The organism is Flavobacterium sp. 11 (assembly GCF_002754315.1).
Lineage (GTDB): Bacteria > Bacteroidota > Bacteroidia > Flavobacteriales > Flavobacteriaceae > Flavobacterium > Flavobacterium algoritolerans.
Genome location: NZ_PEFE01000001.1, coordinates 3,184,785 through 3,202,885, shown reverse-complemented (window position 1 = coordinate 3,202,885; position 18,101 = coordinate 3,184,785). Strand labels below are relative to the sequence as shown.

Sequence of the window (18,101 nt, the reverse complement as noted above, 5' to 3'; positions counted from 1 at the left end):
GTTTCTAAAAAACAGTACGTTACGAATCAGATATAAAAAAACATTTTTAGACAGTAGTGAGCACAAGTTTACTACTGTTTTTTTGTTTTATAAGAACAGATTTAAATTTGGTTTTGATTCTGCTATTATTGTTAAGTCTTGATTTCGCTGAAATTTAGACATAAAAAAAACCTGTAAATCAATTATTTACAGGTTTTTCTGTGGAGTCGCCGGGAATACTTTTGTCAAAAAACATAAAAACACAACATCTCTAAAAAACTCTTGTTTTTGTTTTAAACTCAATATTTTCAGTGCTTATAGGGGTGTGTTTTCTTTGGATAGGTTTGGTCTATTTTGGATAGTTTAGTGATATTGTCGGGAAGATGTTGGGAAGAATAGAATGATTTCGTATCTTTGATAGAACAAAAAATCACTATTATGGCTAGGATAAAAGTACTTTTGAAATCTAAAAATAACCCTTCTCCAATTTATATAAGATTGACTGATGGAAGGCAAATTGATGTTATGGCCAAAACAAAATATAACATTAATCCTATTGATTGGAGTGATGCCAAAGAGAAACCTAAGAGCTTAAAAGATATTCATTACAGTAATATGGATTCTGATTTAGCAATTTTAAAATCAGATTTGTTAAAGTATTATAATGACTCCAAAGATCATACTATTATAAATACACAATGGTTAAAAGATTTTCTTAATCCTGCTGTAACAGTTGTCGAAGAAAGTTCAATTCCCAATACTTTAGTAGAGTATATCGATTATTATAGTGAATACAGGAAACACGAACTTAATCACGCTTCAGTTCAAAAGTTCAAAGTGATACAAAGTAAAATGAAGCGTTTCCAGGAATACAGAAAAAAGCCAATTTTTATTGCTGAAATTAACGATAAATTTAAAAATGAATTTGTTAGTTATTACAAAAGTCAAGCTTATGCACAAAACACAATGCAGCGTGAACTTGTTATGATCAAAACCTTTTGTAAGCATGCACGTTTTTTAGGGCTTGAAACGCATAACCAATTGGATAGTTTAAGATTAGATAGAGCAAAAGTGGAGAAAATATATTTAACTTTGGAAGAGTTAGAAAAGATTGAAAAAATAGAAAAAGAGAAATTAACAGACAGTCTTGATAACGCCAAGGATTGGTTAATCATTAGTTGTTATACCGGTCAGCGTGTTTCAGATTTTTTGAAGTTTACGAAAGAAATGATTAGAATTGAAAAAGGCAAACATTTATTAGAGTTTACTCAAAAGAAAACAAATAAAATAATGACTATTCCAGTCCATAAGAAAGTACTAGAAATATTAGCGAAAAGAAAAGGGCAGTTTCCATTTGCTATATCAGACCAAAAATACAATGACTATATAAAAACTGTTTGTGAAATAGCTGAAATTGATAAATTAGTAGTGGGAAGTAAAAAAGTAGAAATTAAACCAAAAAGTGGTATTTTTAGAAAAAAGACAGATACTTACAAAAAGTATGAGTTAGTTTCGTCGCACATTGGTAGACGTTCTTTTGCTACTAATTTTTATGGAAAAATACCAACAACCTATTTGATTTATATGACTGGGCACGCTACTGAAACTATGTTTTTGACTTACATTGGCAAGAGTAACAAAGACATTGCCATGGAATTAACAAATTATTTTTGATTTTATGAAAGAACTTGATTTAACTATTGACAACCTCATTTTTTTATGGGAAGTTGATGATATGAAAGGTGATAATTTTACAAATTGGTTAAAAACTAATGAGGATATATTAATTGATTTTGATAATGAAATAATATACACGGGTATGACTAATTTTTTTAACGATATCGACACTTACATTGAGTTGGAAAAACATGATTTGTTTGCAAAAGGACTTACTAAAGAAGAAATTGTTTTACGTTCTCAATCTTCATATGACGCAGCAAAAGAGCGTTTGAATGGTTTGTTTTTGTGTATACCAATCGAAAAGAGGAGTGGTTTATTTTTGGAAATGATATTAAAAATACGAGATAAATTTTATCAGCATAGATCTGCTTATTTAGATAAAAAAGTTGATTTATTATTGGGCTTAAACCCTAAAATAGATAAGGTGACATCACCACAAAATCCATATCCTAAAATATTTAAGGATTACAAATCGTACAATATTTTTAAATACCTATTGGATGAATTTGGTAATACAAATGAAAATTTAGCAAACTACAGTTTTGTTTTTCATAAAATGACCTATGAAGGCTTGATTCATTCTGATTTAAAACAACAAAGTTATATCAGTTTTTTAAATGGATTTGATATTTCAATTGAAAGGATAAAATCATTGCGAGATATTGGTAAAATTCCATTGCGAGAAAGTATTTACGCCAAATCAAAATGGCCCACATAAAAACCATGTCATAAACTACACAATTTCATTCAATTCAGAACACGACTTCATGTAGAATTTTGCCTCATTATTAATCAATAAATGAGGTAATTATGCAAACAAATGCTATTCTACTCCAAGAGCTTACAGTTAATCAACTTCAAGAACTGATAGGCACATCCGTTAGAAACGGAATTCAAGAATTTCAAAGCGAAATTCATTCAAAAGACAACTCCGAAGAACTTCTCACCAGAGAAGAAACTTGTAAATTCCTTAAAATCGACAGCTCTACTCTTTGGGCCTGGACGAATAAAGGAAAGGTACTTGCTTATGGCATTGGAGCACGTCGCTATTACAAAAGAAGCGAACTAATGGGATGTTTAACAATTTTAAAAAAGTAAGTATGAAAAGGTTCAATAACAATGATAAAAAAATATAAAAGAGATAAATAAAAAATTAAATGTAATAAGTGATCTAGTAAACAGTGAGGTTAATTCTGAACTAATTTTTTTAGATATAGAAATATTAGTGATTGTAATTGATCTTCTAAAAGAAATTTACGCCCTATTGGAAAATATTTCAAATTTCACAGAAGACATGATGAGCATCCATAACACGGTGATAGGCATTGAAGATATAGTTAAAACTAATATAAAGTATTATGATGGATCAGTCAAATTTTAATATTCCAAATAAAGGCTCAGAAGTGGAGTCTTTTAGTCCTGTTTTAAATGTAAACGAGGGTCTGCCGATTGAAGAATCGATTTCCGATATAAATTTTGAAAAGACTATTTTCAATGCCGTAGAATTAATGGAAATGGGAGACGTAGAACAAAGATATTTGATGAAGCCAATTTTTCCACAGAAGGGTTCGGCTGTGTTGGCAGGGAAACCAGATACAGGCAAAAGTCAGTTTGCTCGGCAATTTTGTATTCAAGTAGCTTTAGGGCTAAAAGATTTTATAGGTTTCGAAATTAATCCGGCTCATGGTAAATCGATTTATATAGCTACTGAAGACAATATAGAAGCAACGCGATTTTTACTAAATAAACAAGTGACTGGTCTTGGAGAGAAGGCAACAGAAAACTTACGTTTTATGTTTGCCGATACTATGGAACAAGAAGAGGTCTTGAAAGAACTAGATAAGGCTTTAAAAGATGAGCCAGCGGACTTAGTTGTTATGGATAGTTTCGGTGATATTTTTAAAGGAAACGATAGTAACAATAATATGGTTATGCGAAATACTGTTAAGCTATTTGACAAAATCGCTAAAAGGCATAATTGTCTTATATTATTTGTGCATCATGTCAATAAAGGGGCGTACAAAAGTGCACCGGGACAAGAACAAATCCAAGGTGGTTCAGGGTTGACTCAAAAAGTTAGACTAGCCATTATTCTTTCAGAAGGAGAAGGTAATATTCGTTATTTTACTGTTGTTAAAGGAAATTATTGCCCCAAAGAATATAAACAAAATTCGATAGAGTTATTTTTTTCAGAAGCTGACTTCTTGTTTAGAAATACTGGTAAAATGGTACCTACAAATGAATTGGGCACTCAAACCAGTTATGATAAAAAACAAGATTCCCAAAAAGAATTAGAAAAAGTTGCGGAGACAATATTAAAAAATAAATTGATTTCTTATGGAGATTTTACCAAGCAGTTTATGGAAAAAACGAATAAAAGTGAACCAACTGCCAAAAGAGCTATCAGAGATCTTGTTAAATCTGGATTCATTGAGAAATATCAAGATAAATATCGTTTAAAAAATATAGCGGATGAGGGTGATAGAGAAGTTATTGATGAAGAAGTTGAAAACGAAAGTGATGATGAGATTCCTTCCTAACTATCAAGGATCATTAGTATCATTTGCTTAGTAGTTTTGATCGAACTGATACAAATTAGGTAAGTTATATGTTTGTATAAAGTTTAAAAATATTTTGGTATCAAGTATCATTAGATTCATTTCCTTAGGATTTTGATACTAATGATACATGATACAATTGATCAATAAAGACAACCTATCCGATAACTGGAATAGGTTGTTTTTATTTAAAATTTAATCTCTAATTTATAGTGTTTATCAAATGGATTACAGTAATTTGCTTGTCATAATGGCTTTACAGACTTTGTTGAACTAATTAAATAAATTAGAGCAAAGTAAAAAGATATTTCCTACTTTTAGACTTTTAAATAACAATTTACAAATCAAATGAGCTTCATCTAAACAAGCTCTGTACAATTTAATGGCAGCAGAACAAAAACAAAAATTAGAACAACAACTCTGGAATATAGCAAATACCTTACGTGGGAAAATGGATGCTGATGATTTCAGAGATTACATATTAGGTTTTATTTTCTACAAGTACTTGAGTACAAAAATGGATTTGTATGCCAACACCATACTAAAACCAGACGGTTTGACTTTTCAGGAAATCGAAGGACATCCTGAAGAAGGAGTCTTGATGCAAGAAATTAAACAATTATCGATTGATAAACTTGGTTTTTTCTTGGAACCAGCTGATTTATTCTCTGAATTAGCAAGAAGAGGAAATGCAGGTGGAAAAAACAATTTTATTCTTGGGGATTTAGCAAAAGTACTCACACACATTGAGCAAAGTACGATGGGATCTGAAAGTGAAGAAGATTTTGGTAACTTGTTTTCCGACTTAGATTTAACTTCTCACAAACTAGGAAAATCAGAGGCTGATAAAAACGAATTGATTGTAAAAGTGCTCGTTCATTTAGATGAAATTGATTTTGATTTAGAAAATACCGATAGTGATGTTCTGGGTGATGCCTATGAATATTTAATTGGACAGTTTGCCAGTGGTGCAGGAAAGAAAGCGGGTGAATTTTATACTCCACAGCAAGTCAGTAGCATTTTGGCACAATTAGTTACTGTGGGTAAAGACCAACTCAAAAGTGTTTACGATCCTACTTGTGGTTCTGGTTCCTTACTATTGCGTGTAGCTAAAGAAGTAAAAGATGTAAGTGCTTTTTATGGTCAGGAAATGAATCCTACGACCTACAACTTGTGTCGTATGAACATGATTATGCACGATGTACACTACAAACGTTTTGATATTAAGAACGAAGATACTTTAGAGCGTCCACAACATTTAGACATGCGTTTTGAAGCTATTGTTGCTAATCCTCCTTTTTCTGCTAATTGGAGTGCCAGTCCTTTGTTTATGAACGATGATCGTTTTTCTGCTTACGGGAAACTCGCCCCAAGTAGCAAAGCCGATTTTGCTTTTGTGCAACACATGGTTCACCAGCTGGACGACAACGGAACGATGGCTATTGTTTTGCCCCACGGTGTTTTGTTTCGTGGTGCTGCCGAAGGACACATACGCCAATATTTGATAAAAGACAAAAATTACCTCGATGCCGTAATTGGTTTACCTGCCAATATTTTTTACGGAACCAGTATCCCGACTTGTATTTTGGTCTTGAAGAAAAAAAGAACACATCCCAAAGATGTTTTGTTTATTGATGCCAGCCAACATTACGAAAAGGTAAAAACCCAAAACGTGTTGCGTACTGAAGACATTGAAAAAATTATCAGTACCTACGAAAACCGTTTGGTGGAAGAAAAATACAGCCATATAGCTTTGTTAAGCGAACTGGAAACTAACGATTACAACCTGAACATTCCTCGTTACGTGGATACGTTTGAGGAAGAAGATGCTGTAGATTTAAAAGCCATAACCAATGAATTACGGGAATTGGCAAGCCTTGGTGAAAAAACAGATGAAACTATTGCGAGTTTTTGTGCTGAATTAGGAATTGAAACCCCATTTTAATGAATACAGCAACATTGCAAATCGAAAAGAAAAAAATACTTGTTCCGCAACTACGGTTTCAAGAGTTTAAGGATGAATGGGAAAAGAAAACGTTGTCTGAATTAGCAAAGAAAATCACTGATGGTACACATGACACTCCAAAACCAACAAAAGAAGGAGTTCCATTTTTAACAGCAATTCATATAAAAGATGGATTTGTTGATTATAATAACTGTTATTATCTTGACCAAGAGGTTCATAATTCTATTTATAAAAGATGTAATCCAGAAAAGGATGATTTATTGATTGTAAATATTGGGGCGGGAACAGCTACATGTGCAATCAATTCTGTTGATTATGAATTTAGCTTAAAAAACGTTGCATTAGTAAAGCCAAAAAAAGAGATCCTTAATGGAAAGTTTCTAGCTCAAATACAAAGAAAAAAATCATCTAAAATTTTTAATCAATTAACTTCTGGTGGAGCACAACCATTTTTATCACTAAAAGAAATTGGTAGATTAAATATATCTTTCCCCACCCTCCCAGAACAACAAAAAATAGCTTCATTTTTAAGTGTGGTAGATGAAAAAATACAGCAACTCAGTCGCAAAAAGGAATTATTAGAACAATACAAAAAAGGCGTAATGCAACAATTGTTCTTGGGGAAATTGCGGTTTAAAGACGAGAATGGGAAGGATTATCCGGATTGGGAGGAGAAAACTTTTGGTGATATATTTTCATTTTATACTACTAATTCACTTTCTAGAGAAAAACTAAATTATGAAAACGGAACAGTTAGAAACATACATTATGGGGATATTCATACTAAGTTCAAAACACTTTTTAACCTAAAAAATGAATTAGTTCCTTTTATAAATTCTGATTTTGATGTTTCTAAAATAAAAAGCGAATGTTATTGTCAAGAAGGAGATCTAGTTATTGCTGATGCATCTGAAGATTATGCTGATATTGGTAAATCAATTGAGATAATAAATCTTCAGAATGAAAAAGTAATTGCAGGTCTTCATACTTTCCTTGCTAGACCTAATAAAACAAAAATGTTTATTGGTTTTTCAGGTTATATTTTACGTTCTACAAATTTCCGAAAACAAATTATGACAATTGCGCAAGGAAGTAAGGTTTTAAGTATTTCAACAGGAAGAATTTCGATGGTAAAAATGAAAATTCCTTGTGTTCAGGAGCAACAAAAAATAGCCGTTTTTTTATCTAGTATCGATGATAAAATAGAAAGCGTTAATCAACAACTTGTCCAAACACAAATATTTAAAAAAGGATTGTTGCAGAAGATGTTTGTGTAATTGTCTGAACCATGATTTTCTTGATTAAAAGGAAAAAAAAGGATTTTGTATTTTGGTAGTCAGGAGAATCAAAAGAATATCTGAACCATGATTTTCTTGATGAAAAGAATTAAAAAGGATTTTGTGTTTTGGTAGTCAGGAGAATCAAGAAAATCAAGAGAATCAAGGTTCGGACAATTAAGATAAAAGGAGTTTAGTATGAAACATCAAGATATTACTCAGAAAATTATAGGTGCCGCTATGGAGGTGCACAAAACTTTAGGGAATGGTTTTCAAGAAGTCATTTACCAAAGGGCACTTGAAATTGAAATGCATAACATAGGTTTAAATTATCAAAGAGAATATGAAATGGATATTTTTTACAAAAAGGAACGTATTGGAGGAAGAAGAGTAGATTTTTTTGTTGAGAATTGTATTATGGTAGAGTTAAAAGCATTAATACAAATGGAAGATGTTCATTTGGCGCAAGCGATGAATTATTTGGAAGCGTACAATGTTGAGATTGGCTTGCTAATTAATTTTGGAGCAAAGAGTTTACAATTTAAAAGAGTGCATAATAATAAAATAGTCTGAACCATGATTTTCTTGATTAAGAGGATTAAAAAGGATTTTGTATTTTGGTGAAAAAAAAATCAAGAAAATCAAGTGAATCAGGAAAATCATGATTCAGATAATTAAAGAGTATATTTATGAGCCATCAATCTGAAGCGATATTAGAAAAGAACTTAATCAAGCAATTGAGCGGTTTAGCGTATGCGTCTGTCCAAATTCAAGATGGCGACGCTTTAGTTGCTAACCTACGAAGTCAGCTAGAAGTTTTTAACGAAACTACTTTTACTGCTAAGGAGTTTGAGGCTATTTTGAATCATTTAGCTAAAGGCAATGTTTTTGAAAAAGCCAAGACGCTAAGGGATCGTTATCAATTGACCAAGGAAGATGGTACTTCGTTTTATGTTCGTTTTTTTAATACGGAAGACAACAGCCAAAACTTATTTCAGGTTACCAACCAAATCAGTCAGGAAGGAAGCTATAAGAACCGTTATGATGTAACACTTTTGGTTAACGGTTTACCTTTGGTACAAATAGAACTCAAACGTTCGGGCATTGAAATCAAAGAAGCTTTTAATCAAATCAATCGCTACCAAAATCATTCTTTTTGGAGCAATCATGGTTTGTTTCAATACGTTCAATTGTTTGTTATAAGTAATGGAGTCAATACCAAATATTTGGCAAATAATAAATTGCAATCGGTCAAACAAACCTTCTTTTGGGCAGATGCCACCAATAAAAATATTACCGAGTTAACCGAGTTTACAGCTGCTTTCCTAAACCCAAATCAATTGGGTAAAATGATAGCTCATTATATCGTGATTAACGAAACCCATAAAGTGATGATGGTGTTGCGACCGTATCAATATTTTGCTACAGAGGCTATTATTCATCAAGTTAAAAACTCTAGTGACAACGCTTATATTTGGCACACTACAGGATCAGGTAAAACCTTAACTTCTTTCAAGGCAAGTCAAATTGTGATGGAATTGCCAGAGGTTTACAAAGTGGTTTTTGTAGTTGATAGAAAAGATTTGGATTACCAAACGATGAATGAGTTCAATGCTTTCAAAAAAGACAGTGTTGATGTTACAGATAATACACAATCCTTAGTAAGGCAATTGACTGATAATACTAAGTTGGTCTTGACTACTATTCAAAAATTAAATAATGCAGTTTCAGAACGTTTTAAAGGCAGTATTGAACCATTACGACATAAGAAAATCGTTTTTATTTTTGATGAATGCCATCGTTCGCAATTTGGAGAAACACATGACCGTATTACCAAATTCTTTGAGAAAAGTCAGTTGATCGGTTTTACAGGAACACCCATTTTTGCAGAAAATGCTTCTAAGAATGATTTAGGAAAACGTACTACAAAAGATTTATTTGGAAACTGCTTGCATAAATATGTGATTACAGATGCTATCAGAGATCAAAATGTATTGCGTTTTGGGATTGAATATGTAGGGAAATACAAAAACAAAAGCAATGCTTTTATTGATATTGAAGTAGAAGATATTGATAAACAAGAAGTACTGGATTCAGCTAAGAGAATCAATAAAATTGTTGATTATATCATTGCCTATCATGATCAAAAAACTTTTAGAAAAGACTATTCAGCATTATTGGCAGTAAGTAGTATTGACAATGTGATTCAATATTATGACCTTTTTCAACAAAAGAAAGTAGCAGGAGAGCACGATTTACGTATTGCTACTATTTTTACTTATGGAACTAATGAAGATTCAGACCAAGCACAAGATTTCCTGCCTAGTGATGAAGTAGATTTTGATGTTTTTGCAGAGCCTCAAACAACTTATCGATCCAAACACACCAGAGACAAACTAGAGACATACATTGGTGATTATAATCAAATGTATAATACCAGTTTTTCGACTAAGGATAGTCAACAGTTTGAGAATTACTTTAAAAACATAAGCCAAAGATTAAAAGACCGAGAAAAAGAAAACTTTAATCACGAAAAAGACCGTTTAGACATTGTAATTGTAGTGAATATGATGCTTACAGGTTTTGATGCTAAAAAAGTAAATACACTTTATGTAGATAAAAACTTGAAGCAACATGGCTTAATTCAAGCGTATTCCAGAACTAATCGAATATTGGGAGAACAGAAGTCACAAGGGAATATTTTGTCCTTTAGAAACCTTAAAAAAGCTACTGATGATGCTATTACTTTGTTTTCGAATAAAGATGCTATTGAAGTAGTTACTATGCCGGATTATGAGGCTATTGCAGAAAAGTTTGACGAAGCATTAAAACTTTTAAGAGAAATTACACCAACTTATCAAAGTGTAAATGATTTAGAAAACGAAGAAGAAGATGCTCAGTTTGTACAAGCCTTTAGAAAATTGATGCGAGCAATGAATGTATTGCAATCCTACACTGATTTTGACTGGGATGATTTACTGATTGATGAGGAAGAATATAATAAGTACAAAACCCAATATTTAGATCTCTATCAAAAGGTAAAACAAGACAATCAAAAGCAAAAAACTTCTATTCTGGATGATATTGATTTTGAATTAGAGTTAATCCATAGAGACCAAATCAATGTTGCTTACATCCTGAAATTGTTAGCTCAATTGAAAGGAGCTAAGACTTCTGATGCAGCTGTTCAAAGAAAAGCAATTATTGATTTATTGGGAGGTGATATTCAGTTAAGAAGCAAACGAGAACTGATTCAGAAGTTTATCGATGAGAATATGCCCCACATCAAAGACGGTGACAGCATTGAAGATGAATTTGAAAAATACTGGCAAGATCAAAAAGTGTTAGCCTTAGGCAAATTATGTGAAGAGGAACACCTTGACAAAGCACAATTCAAATCATTAATAGATGCATACATCTACAGTGGTCGTGAGCCTATAAAAGATGAAGTTTTTCAATGTTTAGACAATAGACCCAGTATTCTTCAAGCAAGAGTGATTGGGGATCGAATTATTGCTAAAATGAAGGAGTTTGTGGAGATTTTTGTAAAAGGGATGATGGCTTAAATTGAAAAATTATAAAGGAAAAATAAACAATTTTTGCAGCAGGTTTTAATAGAAGCGTTGTAAATATAAAATAAAAAAAATGAGTACAAAACTTGATCAATTATATTCGTTAAGAAAAAATTTTACTATTATAGGTTTAACAGGTAGAACAGGTAGTGGGTGTTCAGAATTAGCTGAAATTTTATCAACTGATTTTGATAAAATTTCTAACATTAGAAAAGCAGAAGACCTTGATGAATCAGTGTTTCAAAAAAAATACCAGATAGTTCAAAAATATACACAAAAAAATTGGAAAAATTACAAAGTAATTGAGTATAAAAAAGTCTTATTATTACTGCTTTTACCATTGTTGAAAAAAAACTCAAAAAACAAACATCTCTTTGATTATTATAGATTCTATTTTAAAGAAGAAACTGATCATTCAAAAATTTCTGAGATTAAAGGTTTATTGGAAAAATTGATTATTGATAATAATGAATTAGTTGACGAAATTATTGAGTTAGGTGATTTAACCACAGTTAGACTAAAGAAGAAATTAGAAAAATTAAATAATATTTTCTGGGGTATTAAATTTAATAAATTGAGCGATGAGGTCAATTTACTTTTAAAAAACAACGGCATTATTGAAAGAATTATGTTGTTACACCATACAGCAAATAATTTTAGGAAATCAGGAAGACCCTTTCAAACATATAAATCTGACCCTAAATATATCTATACGATTGCTAAAGTAATAAATAGAATAATTAAATCTACAAAGCAAGAATCAAAAAATGAGCAGTGTCATATTGTAATAGATTCTTTGAAAAACTCATTGGAAATAAATTTTTTCAAAGAGCGTTTTTCTGCTTTTTACCTCATTGCAGTAAAAAATGATGCTAGAAAATCGGATTTAATCAAGTCATACGGTAAAATTGATACAAAAATTGTTGACAGATTGTTAGAAATTGATGACCTAGAATATAAATGTACAGATTATCAAAAAGGAATATTTTATACTCCAGACGTGCAAAACTGTATTCAAATAGCAGATTACCATGTAAATAATAATATTTTACAATCAGGTATTGATAAAAAAGAAGAAAGTGTTAAAAATAATTTTAGCTTTTTTTCAAAAGAAGAGCAACTTATGAAATTACAAGCGTTAATTCAACAACCTGGTATTATTACACCTGATCCTACTGAACGGATTATGCAAATAGCTTATACGGCTAAATTAAATTCTGGTTGTATTTCTAGACAAGTTGGTGCTGTAGTAACTGATAATGAATATTCAACTAAAGCAATAGGATGGAATGACGTGCCGAAAGGAGCAATACCTTGTTCGGTTAGGAACGTTAAGGACATTGCTACTGATAAAAGTTTTGGATTTACAAAATTTGAATTAGGAGAAGGACTTAAGGAAACAGAACAAATTAATACAGATCAAGCCGACAATTTATTGGATAATGAATCTAAAAAATTTAATCAGTTTGTTAAGAAAAATTTTAACGAAACAACATTACCTGAATCGGAATTAGGCGGTAGAAATTGCCCTTATTGTTTCAAAACAGCATATAATGCATTTTCTGGTGAGAAAAATCAAGTACATACAAGATCATTACATGCTGAAGAAAATGCAATGATGCAAATATCTAAGAGTGGTGGTCAAGGTTTAAGAGACGGATTTCTTTTTACTACAGCAAGTCCATGTGAGTTATGTGCAAAAAAAGCATATCAGCTTGGTGTTAGAACGATATATTATATTGACCCATATCCTGGTATATCTAGAAATCATATACTTAAAAGTAATGAAAAAACAGATCCAGAGATGGTGTTATTTTCGGGAGCTGTGGGTAAAGCTTATCATAAATTATACGAACCTTTTTTATCTCAAAAAGACGAACTAGCATTACTCACTAATTTTAAATTAGAAACTCCTAAAAACATAGAAGTAAAATCACTAAAGGCTCTCTTAAAAGATAAATTTAAGGACAAAAAAGATTTAAATGATAGACTAGAAAAAATACTAGAAAATGATCTCGACGCATTTGACAATTTCATTAAAGTGTTAGAAAAAGGATTAAATTAGAAACATATTTTTAAAAGTTATAATGTACTTACATTGTTAAGTATGAATTCACAGAAATATCGTGAAATAGATGATCGTCTTATTAAAGGCATTAAATTTCAAAACTAATAAGGGCTATGGTTTAAATAATAAAAGATTATTTAAATAAAATAACGGTTCATAGTGAGAGCTTAAGTCGCACAGAAAAATATGTTAATAAACCTTGGGTTCATATCGATATTAATGGGAATTATCATAAATATATTTTTAATCCCGATGGTGATTTGTTTATGTCATTCAACGGAAAAGTTGAGATAGGTAAATGGAAATATCTTTCCGAAGCAAATTTAATTTTTATAGATCGGTTGATAGATAAAATATTTCTCAAGCAGTCATTCTTTGATGAATCAGTAATGATATTAAAAATAGATGGTGCAAAAGATGATTTATTTATTTTGGCTAATGAAAATATTATTCCTGATTTAGATGTAGCAAAATACCTCTCTTCATTGAATTTCAATATCATCAATCCTAGTAATACGACTGATAGGAATATGTTTTTTGATAAAAAATTAACAACTGGTAATATTTTAAGCATAAATAGAAATGGATTAAATCATACGGAAGTTGGTATGGCTGCACTCTTAAATAATAAAAATGTACCCGATGGTCTATATTTCGCTCAGGATGGTTTAAATGATGAATTACTTGTGTACCAAATAATAGATTCTAAAATTAAAGAGCTTTTTTGGAGATATACTTATAAAACATCAAAAGGAGTTTTGAATCTCGACCGGAAAAATAAACTGGTCACTTTTACTGGAGATAGTGTTTTGTTAAATAATAATCCGGCTCCAAACGGAAAGTATAAATTGGGATTTATGGAGTATATATATGTAAAAAACGGCATAATTTCTGAAACTTCCTTTTTTTAGTAAATCTATAAGTAGAAGATTTTCTGATAAATGTTCTTCATTTTCCCATTAAGTATCACGGGCAATCAATTAAATTGTAAATTAATTCCATACACAAAAAAACAGCAGTATCCTCCATAACTGTAAATTACATCTTTTGAGAAAAAAACAAAATGTAGGTGTCAATATATTAATATAGCAATAAGTACTGTAATAGGTAAAAACTAATTTTATAACTTAAACTGTTATTTTGTTTTTAGAAATTAAAAAGTTCCTCTACAGATACATTTAATGACTTTGCGATTTTTAACATTGTTGTAATTTTCATCTCCTGTTTTCCTTTAATGTATTTTCTTAAATTCTCAACGTCCATATCCGCATCATGTGCCACCTCTCTGGTCTTCAATCCTTTTTCTTTAATAATCTCCTCAATACGCTTACCTAAAAGTATAATGTCTTGACTCATTTCTGATTTTCGAACTCTTTTTTCCATATTGGAAAATTACTTTCGTCTGATTAAATAAATAGGATTGTATTAATCAGGTTGTATTCAACTGTTTTTATATATTTGTAAAAAAAATATTTTCACCAAATGAGGAAATCCGTAAATCTAAATAAAATAGAGGCGGTACTTTTGATTTGAATTTTAAAATAATAAAATAAATTATTTTTTATGATTATAATTTTTTTTATTATCTAATTTGTGAATGAAAGTGGGGTTTACTCCCAGTGGAAGCCCCCTGACGTTTTTTTTACCACCGATGCTTCCCCCTATAGTTAAATAATTAATTTAAAATTATAATTAGAAATCTAGATTAAGTTTGAAAATATTAAGTCCATTATTAATGAGTATATTTAGTATGAAAACAATTATTTTTCTCGTAGTTACAATTACTTTTTTTGTACAGCCAATTTTTGCTCAAGACAATGAAGATAGTATTGAAAACAGCACAATTCAAGAGCCATTATTAGATAGATTAGCACTTGAAAAACAATTTGGAGGATATGAACCACCAAGAACTCCCAGCCCTTTACCTAATGTAACTTATAAGAACTTAGATATTTCTAAACCTAATATCAATGAAAGTAACACTGGAGATTATGGTAATAAAGGAACATCGCTTGCTGAATTGGAAAAATCCCTTCTACAGAGAGAAGGAGATGGTAGAAAAATGGGAGGGAGTATTTCAATAAGTTTAGCTGAGGCTGAAAGCATTGCAAACGAACAAAATATCTCAAATGAAAAGGCTACAGATAATTATAGTCTTATAGCAATCAGAATAATTTTAATTTTAGCTATAGTAGGTGCTTTTATTTTTTTATTTACAAATAAAAAGAATAATTCGATAACAGAAAAAGTTGAAAAGAATGATAATACTATAGTTAAAAAAGAATCTTATGCTGTAGATAAAATAATCTCTTCACTTGAAAAAATTCAAATGCTTAAAGAGAGTAACGTAATTACAGAACAGCAATTTGAAAAGCTTAAAAAAGAGCTAATTGATTAGAAATCAAGGGCAATCAAGCGGTCTCACTTTGGTCGTTCATTTTGTTACATGATGCTTTTCCAGTCAGTCATTCTTCCTTCCATTCCAAAGTCACTTCACAGCACTAAAATAACAACAGCTTGAAAATAAGCAGTTGCTATTTTAAGCTGTTCGTTCATCATTTCACACAATCACTTCCTTCGTTCGTAGGAGCTACTACATCCACAACACAGCTTCATTTCATTACACTCCGTAAACTACGTTACATTCAATTCAGCAGTGCTATGTCTGTCGCTCCTTGTTAATTCAGCGGTTGCTCTTATGACCAGCAGTTGGGTTGCTCCGTTATCACTTTGCATTAAATCTAGGAACGCTTCGCTGCTTTTTATTTTTTCCCAACGTCTAACGCTCTCAGTATTTCACTTCACTCCGTAAACTACGTTCAGTTCCCATCCTGAGGCTGCTGGTCATTTGCCGCAACACCGCCACATCGCTCCTCATAAAAAATTGCATAAAAATTCCATTTTTTATTGCGGTGCTTGGGGGTGTTATTCCAAACGACATTATTTTGAATTAAGATAAAAAATCCAAGCAAATTTAGAGTTCATTCTTCACTTTCAGTCGGTCATTCTTCCCTCCATTTTCGTTCATCATTACCTCAATTTGTAGAGCTTTCTTTTTTTCTTTTTTTTCTTTTGGAAAAATCTCTATCAGGATAATGATTTTTTCTGTGAAATGCTACCAAAGTATCAAGAATGGAATTTGCAAGCTAGAAGCACTAAGAAAGGATTGTATTCTTTTGTAGATAAATTTTAATATTGCTGGGAAAATGTTGGGAAAATGGAATAAAAAAAACCGTAATCTCTTATATAAAAAGTGATTACGGATTTTTAAAGTGGAGTCGCCGGGAATCGAACCCGGGTCCAAACAAGCAACTAAAAAGCTTTCTACGCGTTTATTTCCTGATTAGGTTTTCGATAGTGTGCTAGGCCAGAAACAGCCACACAATACTTATCTTCTTAATTTCGAAATCCACCCGAAGCTTATGGAAATCTAGGTTTATTTTTACGGTTCCCCTAAATTGACCGCCACAAACCAAGGCTTTCAAGGAGAATCCAGCTTTCCTATCTGATAGGAACGTGGCTTAATCGTACTATAATTCGGATTATGCAGCTAAAGCGTAGTTATTTTCGCCGTGTAAAATTGTAAGATCTTATATTTACGAGCAAGGTCTCAATGCTCGACGTGCTTACTTCTCAATTCGACTCGCTGTCAAAACCAGTCGACCCCTTTTTTATTTCAAAATCCAAAATTTGAATTTTGAGTTTGCAAATGTACACTTTTAAACTTGAATTAGTAGTGCTAAACTTCCAACTCTATTTCAAAAATCATTCCTTTTTTTATTCGTCTTTTAATTTGAACGGATAGTCCCCAAATAAAACGGCTAACTTCCTAACATCATATGTTTTTCGGGTAAATTTATTGGATAACGCAATAATGGTAACGCTTTCTTTTCTCAAGGTAATGTAAGAGGAAGTGTTGCCATGCCACCAACCGTTATGAAAATAAAAGTTTTGTCCGGTCTCCCAATTGACCATTCTTATGCCTAAACCATAGTTTTTAGTGCCTTTGCGTTCATTGCTGTATCCTTTATATACTAGACTTAACAATTTTGGTGTTAGGAAAGCTGAACTGTTTCTGGCTCTGTCAAATTTTAATAAATCACGAGGTGTAGAGTAGATATTCTTATCTCCATAAATCGCATCTAAGTAGTCCTTTCCAATTTCGACTTTATTGCCTTTGTAAGAAGTAACGGCGGTATCTTTATCTCTTTCATAATCAAAAACATAGGTGTTTTTCATACCTAATGGTTCAAAAATGATTTGTTTCATGGCATCTTTGTAAGGAAGTTTTGTGATTTTTTCAATTATTAATGCCAACATGGCATAATTAGTATTGCAATAACTAAAACGAGTGTCTGTTTTGAATTCTAAGCCAATATCCTTTGTTGCCATGATAGTCAGGATATCTTGATTGGTAAGTATGTTGTGTCTATCCCAGATGGTTTTATCACGATCCGTAAAATAAGCATAATTACGCATACCACTTCTGTGATTCAACAAGGTTTGTATCGTAACATCAGGATACGGAAACTCTTTCAAGATAGTATTCACCTTTTGATCTAAGTCAAGTCTTTTTGCATTTATTAGTTTTAAAATAGCCGTTGCCGTAATTACTTTACTCACAGACGCTATGTGGAGCGGAGTAGATTTAGTAATTAATGTTTTATCTCTAAAATTGGAATAACCTTCATATTTTTCATAAATAATTTGACCATTTTTAGCAACCAGAAAACTTCCGTTTGCACTATTGTTGGGCCAGTTTTTTTTATAAAAAGAGTCAATGGAAATCTTTTTTGAATTGATGTATTCGGCAGTTAATTTTGTCTCAGGTTTGCGTAACGGCTTCATCTTAGGTAATGTACTCTTTGGGAGTTGAGCATCACTTAATTCTATTTTCTTTTTCTCCTTATTGCAAGAGCTTAAAACCAAAAAGAGGAGGAATATATGTAGTATATTTGTTTTTTTTATAAAATTCATTTCTGTGGTGCTAGAAAGGCAAAT

Annotated in this window: 13 protein-coding genes and 1 other RNA gene; 11 read left to right on the top strand and 3 right to left on the bottom strand. The window is 31.4% G+C overall.

Annotated features, from left to right (window positions below):
- The first annotated feature begins 417 nt into the window (after positions 1 to 417).
- From CLV00_RS13900 to CLV00_RS13855, 10 genes are all read left to right on the top strand, one after another.
- Complete coding sequence (locus CLV00_RS13900) at positions 418 to 1,653, top strand: phage integrase SAM-like domain-containing protein (RefSeq protein WP_099715742.1); 1,236 nt, start codon at positions 418 to 420, stop codon at positions 1,651 to 1,653.
- A 4-nt stretch (positions 1,654 to 1,657) separates the two neighbouring features.
- Positions 1,658 to 2,377 (top strand): hypothetical protein, encoded by a 720-nt coding sequence (locus tag CLV00_RS13895; protein ID WP_099715741.1) that lies wholly within the window; start codon positions 1,658 to 1,660, stop codon positions 2,375 to 2,377.
- A 92-nt stretch (positions 2,378 to 2,469) separates the two neighbouring features.
- Positions 2,470 to 2,757, top strand: coding sequence for a helix-turn-helix domain-containing protein (locus CLV00_RS13890; RefSeq protein WP_099715740.1), 288 nt, complete (start codon positions 2,470 to 2,472; stop codon positions 2,755 to 2,757).
- Positions 2,758 to 3,017: 260 nt separating this feature from the next.
- Complete coding sequence (locus CLV00_RS13885; RefSeq protein ID WP_099715739.1) at positions 3,018 to 4,199, top strand: AAA family ATPase; 1,182 nt, start codon at positions 3,018 to 3,020, stop codon at positions 4,197 to 4,199.
- Between the two features lie 400 nt (positions 4,200 to 4,599).
- Entirely contained in the window at positions 4,600 to 6,162 is a 1,563-nt protein-coding gene (locus tag CLV00_RS13880) for a type I restriction-modification system subunit M (protein WP_099715738.1), read from the top strand.
- Between the two features lie 14 nt (positions 6,163 to 6,176).
- On the top strand, positions 6,177 to 7,460 hold the full coding sequence (locus CLV00_RS13875; protein WP_158234604.1) for a restriction endonuclease subunit S: 1,284 nt from the start codon (positions 6,177 to 6,179) through the stop codon (positions 7,458 to 7,460).
- Positions 7,461 to 7,658: 198 nt separating this feature from the next.
- A complete protein-coding gene (locus CLV00_RS13870; RefSeq protein WP_099715736.1) occupies positions 7,659 to 8,033 on the top strand; it encodes a GxxExxY protein in 375 nt (124 codons plus the stop codon).
- Between the two features lie 116 nt (positions 8,034 to 8,149).
- Complete coding sequence (locus CLV00_RS13865) at positions 8,150 to 11,026, top strand: type I restriction endonuclease subunit R (RefSeq protein WP_099715735.1); 2,877 nt, start codon at positions 8,150 to 8,152, stop codon at positions 11,024 to 11,026.
- 79 nt (positions 11,027 to 11,105) lie between these two features.
- Positions 11,106 to 13,097, top strand: coding sequence for a deoxycytidylate deaminase (locus tag CLV00_RS16595; protein ID WP_099715734.1), 1,992 nt, complete (start codon positions 11,106 to 11,108; stop codon positions 13,095 to 13,097).
- A 269-nt stretch (positions 13,098 to 13,366) separates the two neighbouring features.
- The gene (locus CLV00_RS13855) at positions 13,367 to 14,011 is read left to right on the top strand and encodes a hypothetical protein (RefSeq protein ID WP_099715733.1); all 645 of its coding nucleotides are present in this window, start codon (positions 13,367 to 13,369) and stop codon (positions 14,009 to 14,011) included.
- 235 nt (positions 14,012 to 14,246) lie between these two features.
- Here CLV00_RS13855 and CLV00_RS13850 read toward each other — a convergent pair whose 3' ends face one another.
- A complete protein-coding gene (locus tag CLV00_RS13850) occupies positions 14,247 to 14,483 on the bottom strand; it encodes a helix-turn-helix domain-containing protein (protein ID WP_099715732.1) in 237 nt (78 codons plus the stop codon).
- 367 nt (positions 14,484 to 14,850) lie between these two features.
- On the opposite strand from CLV00_RS13850, the gene CLV00_RS13845 reads away from it, so the two are divergent.
- Positions 14,851 to 15,498, top strand: a complete 648-nt coding sequence (locus tag CLV00_RS13845; RefSeq protein ID WP_099715731.1) for a hypothetical protein — start codon at positions 14,851 to 14,853, stop codon at positions 15,496 to 15,498.
- Between the two features lie 872 nt (positions 15,499 to 16,370).
- Here CLV00_RS13845 and ssrA read toward each other — a convergent pair.
- Positions 16,371 to 16,767, bottom strand: a transfer-messenger RNA (tmRNA) gene (gene ssrA, locus CLV00_RS13840).
- 110 nt (positions 16,768 to 16,877) lie between these two features.
- On the bottom strand, positions 16,878 to 18,077 hold the full coding sequence (locus tag CLV00_RS13835; protein WP_099715730.1) for a serine hydrolase: 1,200 nt from the start codon (positions 18,075 to 18,077) through the stop codon (positions 16,878 to 16,880).
- Positions 18,078 to 18,101 lie beyond the last annotated feature (24 nt).

What these genes read in the sequence shown, in the direction of transcription:
- CLV00_RS13865 (WP_099715735.1), top strand. Translation starts at nt 8,150, where the DNA reads ATGAGCCATCAATCTGAAGCGATATTAGAAAAGAACTTAATCAAGCAA.
- CLV00_RS13835 (WP_099715730.1), bottom strand. Translation starts at nt 18,077, where the DNA reads ATGAATTTTATAAAAAAAACAAATATACTACATATATTCCTCCTCTTT.
- CLV00_RS13880 (WP_099715738.1), top strand. Translation starts at nt 4,600, where the DNA reads ATGGCAGCAGAACAAAAACAAAAATTAGAACAACAACTCTGGAATATA.
- CLV00_RS16595 (WP_099715734.1), top strand. Translation starts at nt 11,106, where the DNA reads ATGAGTACAAAACTTGATCAATTATATTCGTTAAGAAAAAATTTTACT.
- CLV00_RS13890 (WP_099715740.1), top strand. Translation starts at nt 2,470, where the DNA reads ATGCAAACAAATGCTATTCTACTCCAAGAGCTTACAGTTAATCAACTT.
- CLV00_RS13845 (WP_099715731.1), top strand. Translation starts at nt 14,851, where the DNA reads ATGAAAACAATTATTTTTCTCGTAGTTACAATTACTTTTTTTGTACAG.
- CLV00_RS13895 (WP_099715741.1), top strand. Translation starts at nt 1,658, where the DNA reads ATGAAAGAACTTGATTTAACTATTGACAACCTCATTTTTTTATGGGAA.
- CLV00_RS13885 (WP_099715739.1), top strand. Translation starts at nt 3,018, where the DNA reads ATGATGGATCAGTCAAATTTTAATATTCCAAATAAAGGCTCAGAAGTG.
- CLV00_RS13900 (WP_099715742.1), top strand. Translation starts at nt 418, where the DNA reads ATGGCTAGGATAAAAGTACTTTTGAAATCTAAAAATAACCCTTCTCCA.
- CLV00_RS13870 (WP_099715736.1), top strand. Translation starts at nt 7,659, where the DNA reads ATGAAACATCAAGATATTACTCAGAAAATTATAGGTGCCGCTATGGAG.
- CLV00_RS13850 (WP_099715732.1), bottom strand. Translation starts at nt 14,483, where the DNA reads ATGGAAAAAAGAGTTCGAAAATCAGAAATGAGTCAAGACATTATACTT.
- CLV00_RS13855 (WP_099715733.1), top strand. Translation starts at nt 13,367, where the DNA reads ATGTCATTCAACGGAAAAGTTGAGATAGGTAAATGGAAATATCTTTCC.